The organism is Microbacterium sp. H6 (genome assembly GCF_003314775.1).
In the GTDB taxonomy this organism is placed as follows: Bacteria; Actinomycetota; Actinomycetes; order Actinomycetales; family Microbacteriaceae; genus Microbacterium; species Microbacterium oxydans.
Map to the genome: position 1 here is coordinate 303 of NZ_QOAY01000188.1, position 6,503 is coordinate 6,805.

Below are 6,503 nucleotides of genomic sequence, written 5' to 3' on the forward strand. Positions count from 1 at the left end.
CGCGGTGCTCGATCGCCCCTCGCGGCTGCTGGGCATGCACTTCTTCAACCCGGTGCCCGCCTCCACCCTCGTCGAGATCGTCCATGGTGCGAGCACCGCTCCTGCGCTCGTCGATGCCGCCCGCGGCTGGGTGGCCGCCATCGGCAAGACACCGATCGTCGTGGCCGATGCCCCCGGATTCGCGTCGTCCCGCCTCGGTGTCGCGATCGGGCTCGAGGCGATCCGCATGCTGGAGGAAGGTGTGGCCTCCGCCGAGGACATCGACGCCGCGATGACGCTCGGATACAAGCACCCGGTCGGTCCGCTGCGGCTCACCGACATCGTGGGCCTCGACGTGCGCCTGGGCATCGCCGAGTACCTCTCCGCACAGCTGGGTGAGCGCTTCGAACCTCCGGCCCTGCTGCGACGCCTGGTCGCCGAAGGCCACCTCGGCCGCAAGAGCGGACGCGGCTTCTACGAATGGGACGCCTCAGGAAGGGAACAGAAATGATCGAGATCCTCCCCAGCTACGTCGAGGGAGCGTGGTGGACGCCGTCGTCCGACGCCGAGGCCACGGATGTCCGTGACGCCTCAACGGGAGAGGTCGTCGCCCGCGTCTCGACCGACGGGCTCGATCTGGGGCCCGTGCTCGACCACGCCCGCACCGTGGGACAGGCGTCGCTGGGAGAGCTCACCTTCCATCAGCGCGCCGTGGTGCTCAAGCAGCTCGCCCTCGCCCTCACCGAGCGCAAGGCCGAGCTGTACGAGCTGTCCAGCCGCACCGGTGCCACAGCGCAGGACTCCTGGGTCGACATCGACGGCGGGATCGGCGTGCTGTTCGCGTACTCCAGCAAGGGCCGGCGCGAGCTGCCCAACGCGAAAGTGTACGTCGACGGGGGTGTCGAGAACCTCTCCAAGGACGGCTCGTTCCTCGGCCGCCACATCTACACGCGACTCCGCGGCGTCGCCGTGCAGATCAACGCCTTCAACTTCCCGGTCTGGGGGTCTCTCGAGAAGTTCGCACCCGCGTTCCTCGCGGGCGTCCCCACCGTCGTGAAGCCGGCCACCCCCACCGGATACCTCGCCGAGGCCATGGTGCGCGTGATGGTGGAATCGGGGCTCCTCCCCGACGGGTCGCTGCAGCTGGTCTCCGGCAGCGTGCCGGGTCTCTTCGACGAACTGCGGCTGGGCGATCTGGTCGCCTTCACCGGCTCCGCGTCGACCGCCGAGAGCCTGCGTGCCCACGATGCCGTGCAGACGGGAGGGGTGCGCTTCACGAGCGAGACCGACTCGATCAACGCGTCGGTCCTCGGAACGGATGCCGTCTCGGGCACGCCGGAGTTCGATGCGTACGTCAAGCAGCTGGTCGCCGAGATGACCACGAAGGCCGGGCAGAAGTGCACCGCGATCCGCCGGGCGATCGTGCCGGCGGAAGCTGTCGACGACGTGATCGCCGCGGTCCGCGAGCGGCTGTCGTCGCGCGTGATCCTCGGCGACCCGCGCGCCGAAGGGGTGACCATGGGCCCGCTCGCCTCCACCGCGCAGCGTGAGGAGGTGCTGCGTCAGGTCGACCGCCTGCAGGCCGGCGGCGGCGAACTGGTGATCGGCACGACCGACGCGCCGATCGTCCGCCATGCCGACGGCACCGAAGGAGCAGCCCCCGACGGCGCCTTCGTGGCGCCGATGCTGCTGCGCTTCCCCGATCCCACGAGCCCCGCCGTGAACGAGATCGAGGCGTTCGGACCCGTGTCGAGCATCGTCGGCTATCGCACCCTCGACGAGGCGAGCAGCCTCGTGGCTCGCGGCGGCGGCTCGCTCGTGACGAGCGTGGCGACGCACGACCCCGAGGTAGCCGTCGCCCTCGCCACCGGCATGGCCGCCTGCAACGGGCGCGTCCTCTTCCTCGACCGGGACGACGCCCGCACCTCGACGGGGCACGGCTCTCCACTCCCGAACCTCGTGCACGGTGGCCCGGGCCGCGCGGGCGGAGGTGAGGAGCTCGGCGGCATCCGGGCGGTGCTGCACCACATGCAGCGCACCGCGGTGCAGGGTTCCCCGGAGATGATGACCGCGCTCACGGGAGTCTGGCACCAGGGCGCGAGCTCGCGCCCGTACGAGCGGGGCGACGGCGTGCACCCGTTCCGAAAGTCGCTGGCCGAACTGCACGTCGGCGATCAGGTGGCCAGTGGCTCGCGCACGGTGACCCTCGACGACATCGAGACGTTCGCGGCGTTCACCGGCGACACGTTCTACGCGCACATGGACGAGGACGCTGCCTCCGCGAACCCGTTCTTCCCCGGACGCGTGGCGCACGGATACCTGCTGGTGTCGTGGGCTGCGGGACTGTTCGTCGACCCGGCTCCCGGCCCCGTGCTGGCGAACTCCGGGCTGGAGAACCTGCGATTCGTCACGCCCGTCTCCCCCGGCGACGACATCAGGGTCGAGCTGACCGCGAAGCAGATCACCCCAAGGGAGACCGACGAGTACGGGGAGGTGCGGTGGGATGCGGTGCTGAAGAACCAGCACGATGACATCGTGGCCACGTACGACGTGCTCACCCTGGTGGCGAAGGAGCGTGCGGCGGCGTGACGCTGAGCGCGGGAGCCCCGGTCAGACGACCGCGGCTCCCGCGCCATCGTCCGTGCGCAAGCCGTCCAGGGCGACGGCCACCACGTCGTCTGCGAGACGGTCGGCGCCCTCGCGCCCGCCGGGCCGATACCACTCGACGATCGAGTTGATCATCCCGAACACCAGACGCGCCACCACACTCGCGTCGATGTCGGCCCGCAGCTCCCCCTCGCGCTGCGCCTCAGACACGAGAGCGGTGATCCGACGGTCGAACGCCCGGCGACGGATGAGAGCCCTGCGCTCCACCTCGGTGTTGCCCCGCACCCGCAGCAGCAGCGTCACGGCCGGCAGCTGCTCCACGAGCACCCGGACGGCGCCGCGCAGCACCTGCTCGAGCCGGTCGACCGCGCTCGATGCCCCCTGAGCGGCAGCCGAGTCGGGAATCGGGCCGTCCACCACGGCTTCCAAGCCGCTCAGCGCCGCGTCCAGAGCGAGGTCGAGGATCTCGTCCTTCGAGCCGAAGTGATGGTAGATCGCCGACTTCGACAGACCGAGGCGCTCGGCGAGCATCCCGATCGACGTGGCGTCGTACCCGTACTCGTTGAACGCGGCGACGGCGACGGCGAGGATCCCCTGCTGGTCGTACCCCGGTCGGCCTCGTCGCGTGCTCTGCATCTCGGACATCACCCCACAGTCTCGCACTCGAAGCGGCGGGCGGGCGGGAGCACCGACCGCGAGGCGGGCGCGACGGCTCTCCGTGTCAATCCCCGCATCGCCCGCATCAGCGCAGGTCGTACACCCGCTTATACTTCCCCTCGCTCCGGGGCAGCGCTCCCGGCTCCTCGAGTTGGACGGCCACCGTCGATCCGACGAAGATCTTGATCCGCTGCGCCAGCACCTCCGCGGCGCTGCGGCAGGTATCGACGGACAGGTCGGGGTGCCGCTCGATGCGGACCTTCAGCGTGTCCATGCGCCCCGCCTTCGACAGCTCGAGGATGAAGTGCGGGGTCAGCTGCTCGATCCCCAGCACCAGCTCCTCGATCTGCGTGGGGAACAGGTTCACGCCCCGCAGGATGATCATGTCGTCGTTGCGGCCGGTGATCTTCTCCATCCGCCGCATCCCGGGCCGGGCCGTCCCGGGAAGCAGGCGGGTGAGGTCGCGGGTGCGATAGCGGATGACCGGGAACGCCTCCTTGGTCAGAGAGGTGAACACGAGTTCCCCGAGTTCGCCGTCCGGCAGCACGGCGCCGCTCTCTCCGTCGATGATCTCCGGCAGGAAGTGGTCCTCCCACACATGCGGACCGTCCTTGGTCTCGAGACACTCGTTGCCCACACCGGGCCCCATCACCTCGCTGAGACCATAGATGTCGAGCGCGTCGATGCCGAGGCGCTGCTCGAGCTCGTGACGCATCTCGTTCGACCAGGGCTCCGCTCCCAGAACCGCGACCTTCAACGAGGTGGAGCGCGGGTCGACTCCCTGCGCGGCCATCGCATCGGCGATCGTCAGCAGATAGCTGGGCGTGCACAGGATCGCGTCGGGCTCGAAGTCGAGGATCAGCTGCACCTGGCGTGCGGTCTGGCCGCCGGACATCGGGATGACCGTCGCGCCGAGCGCTTCGATGCCCGCGTGTGCGCCGAGCCCGCCGGTGAAGAGTCCGTAGCCGTAGGCGTTGTGCACCTTCATGCCGGGGCGGATGCCGCTGGCTCGCAGCGAACGCGCGACCAGCGCGCCCCACCGCTGGAGATCGCCTCTGGTGTAGCCGACGACCGTCGGGCGGCCGGTGGTGCCGCTGGAGGCGTGGATGCGGGCGACGTCGGACATCGGCACAGCGAACATCCCGAACGGATAGGTCTCGCGCAGATCCGCCTTGGTCGTGAAGGGAAGCAGCCGCACGTCGTCGAGCGTGCGGATGTCGTCCGGGTGCACGCCGGCCTCGTCGAACTTGCGCGTGTAGAGAGGCACGTTCGCGTAGGCGTGGCGCACGGTCTGCTGGAGTCGACCGAGCTGGAGCGCGGCGATCTCGTCGCGCGACATCCGCTCTTCCGCGTCGAGCTCGGCGGATGCGGGCGGGTGGACGTGGGAGGGTGTTGCGGTCGTCATCGACACGAGGTTCTCCGGAGCATTCAGAAGGTCTGGCTGGTGGTGCGGGAGCGCCCGCGGAACTCGGCGACGGGATCGCCCCGTTCGTCGACCACGGTCACGTCGTAGATGCCGGAGCGTCCGCTGAGCGACCGTCGGACGGCGGTGGCGGTGAGGGTCTGTCCCGATACGGTCGGCTTCAGGAAGGAGATGTCCGCGCCGGCGGCCACGGTGACCCTGTCGTCTTCGTTGCACGCGATCGCGAAGGCGGTGTCCGCCAGGGCGAAGACGAAGCCGCCGTGGGTGATGTGGAAGCCGTTGGTCATGTCGTCCCGCACGCGCATCGAGACGACCGCGTGGCCGGGGTCATCGCATTCGACCACGAGGCCCAGCGAAGCCGAGGCGCGGTCGCGCTCCATCATCGCGCGGTTCGGGCGCGCGTCGTCCGTCGTCCACGCCGTCGCTTCCGTCATCGTCGACCTCCTCGTCGAGCGGGTTCGGGCGCTGCACCTGCGGTACCCGATCCGCTCATACTAACCGACCGATCGTTCAGTTAGTCAAGCAGGTCAGCCTCGTCTGCTCCGGGATCCCGGCCTGTGGACGAACCCCTCAGCTGAAGTCGGGAAGCCGGCGCAGTGTCGCATCCTCCGTCAGGATGCCGGTGATCACGGCACTCGGGTCGCCGGCGTCGCGATCGACGCGGAACCGGATCGCCGCCCCCTCGCGCGTCGTCCACTGATAGAAGTACTCGCCGGAGGACACGATACGGATCGCCGTGCCCCCGGGGAACGCATCCTCGGCCTCGCCGACGGTGTCGCCGATCCGCACCTCGCCTGCCGTCGGCAACGCGGCAGGATCCTCCTGGGGCTCGTTCCCGACGTTCGCGGAACCGATGGATGCGGCATCGACGACGGAGTCGCCCGCGTCGGTCCACAACAGCACAGAGGCCGAACCGTCCGGACTGACGATCCGCGTCTGCCCCCCGTCCCACTCCGGCCTGATCACCGTCGCTCCCGGGACGGCCGCGATGGCCTCGTCGAGGTCGGAGCCGAGGACGATCGGCCCGATCCCGGTAGCGCTCACCTGCCAGCTGCTCCACGCCGCAGCAGGGTCGACAGCAGGCGGCGTCGCTGCGGGCGCCGGCGGGTTCGCGGTCAACTCCTCGATCAGCTGCGACCGAGCGTCGGACGCCTGGTCGCTCAGGAACGCGGCGGCCCGCTCAGCGTCGAAGGCGGCGTCGCCGGTGAACGGCTGCCAGAAGTTCACGAGGACGTTGCCGACCGACGCGTACCCCTGGTAGAGCCGGTGTCCGCCGCCGAGTCCGTCGTCGAGCACCAACGCTCCGGTGACGGCGCGGATCCCATCCCCGGAGTCGAGCGTGGTCGAGTCGAACGTCGACGCGCCGCTGCCGTAGGTGAAGTCCGCGCACTGCTTCGCCACCTCGACGTACCGGTCCATCAGCCCCTGCGCCGTCGCCTCGTCCGCGAACTGGAGCACATGCATCCAGCCGTCCCGCCCATCGGGGAGGGAGCTGGTCCACGTGACCGAGCGCGCGCCGATCGACGCCTGGGAAGGCTCGTAGAGGAAGAGGTTGCAGATCGCCGGCGAGAGCTCGGGGCCGCCTCCGTCGGAGATCTGGATCAGCGACGGTGACGGCGACCCCACGTCGCCGACGTCGGGGAGGAGACCGGCGATCTCGTCGGCGCTCGGCAGGAACCAGTCGAGCTGGTCTCCGACGAACACCGTCGGACCGTCGTACGGCGCCGGAGCAGGGCTCTCGGTTGCCGGAGTCGGCTTCGGTGTGGCTTGCGGTGCGGGCACGCACCCCGACAGGGCGATGATCGCCCCCGCCGTGAGCACTCCCAGGACAGTTCGT

General features: G+C 69.9%; 6 protein-coding genes. 2 read left to right on the forward strand and 4 right to left on the reverse strand.

The features are described 5' to 3' along the window. Window positions 1-490: 3-hydroxyacyl-CoA dehydrogenase family protein (locus DSP71_RS23745; protein ID WP_258546414.1), on the forward strand; the 490-nt coding region annotated here is incomplete at its 5' end. Next, the gene (paaZ, locus tag DSP71_RS12295) at window positions 487-2,568 is read left to right on the forward strand and encodes a phenylacetic acid degradation bifunctional protein PaaZ (protein ID WP_113681226.1); all 2,082 of its coding nucleotides are present in this window, start codon (window positions 487-489) and stop codon (window positions 2,566-2,568) included. The genes DSP71_RS23745 and paaZ, both read left to right, overlap by 4 nt. A gap of 21 nt (window positions 2,569-2,589) precedes the next feature. Here paaZ and DSP71_RS12300 read toward each other — a convergent pair whose 3' ends face one another. From DSP71_RS12300 to DSP71_RS12315, 4 genes are all read right to left on the reverse strand, one after another. Continuing rightward, entirely contained in the window at window positions 2,590-3,231 is a 642-nt protein-coding gene (locus DSP71_RS12300; RefSeq protein WP_113681227.1) for a TetR/AcrR family transcriptional regulator, read from the reverse strand. A gap of 97 nt (window positions 3,232-3,328) precedes the next feature. Then, on the reverse strand, window positions 3,329-4,648 hold the full coding sequence (paaK, locus tag DSP71_RS12305; RefSeq protein ID WP_113681231.1) for a phenylacetate--CoA ligase PaaK: 1,320 nt from the start codon (window positions 4,646-4,648) through the stop codon (window positions 3,329-3,331). 23 nt (window positions 4,649-4,671) lie between these two features. Further along, on the reverse strand, window positions 4,672-5,100 hold the full coding sequence (paaI, locus tag DSP71_RS12310; RefSeq protein ID WP_113681228.1) for a hydroxyphenylacetyl-CoA thioesterase PaaI: 429 nt from the start codon (window positions 5,098-5,100) through the stop codon (window positions 4,672-4,674). Between the two features lie 136 nt (window positions 5,101-5,236). Further along, on the reverse strand, window positions 5,237-6,503 hold a 1,267-nt coding region (locus tag DSP71_RS12315; RefSeq protein WP_220151114.1), incomplete at its 5' end, for a sensor domain-containing protein.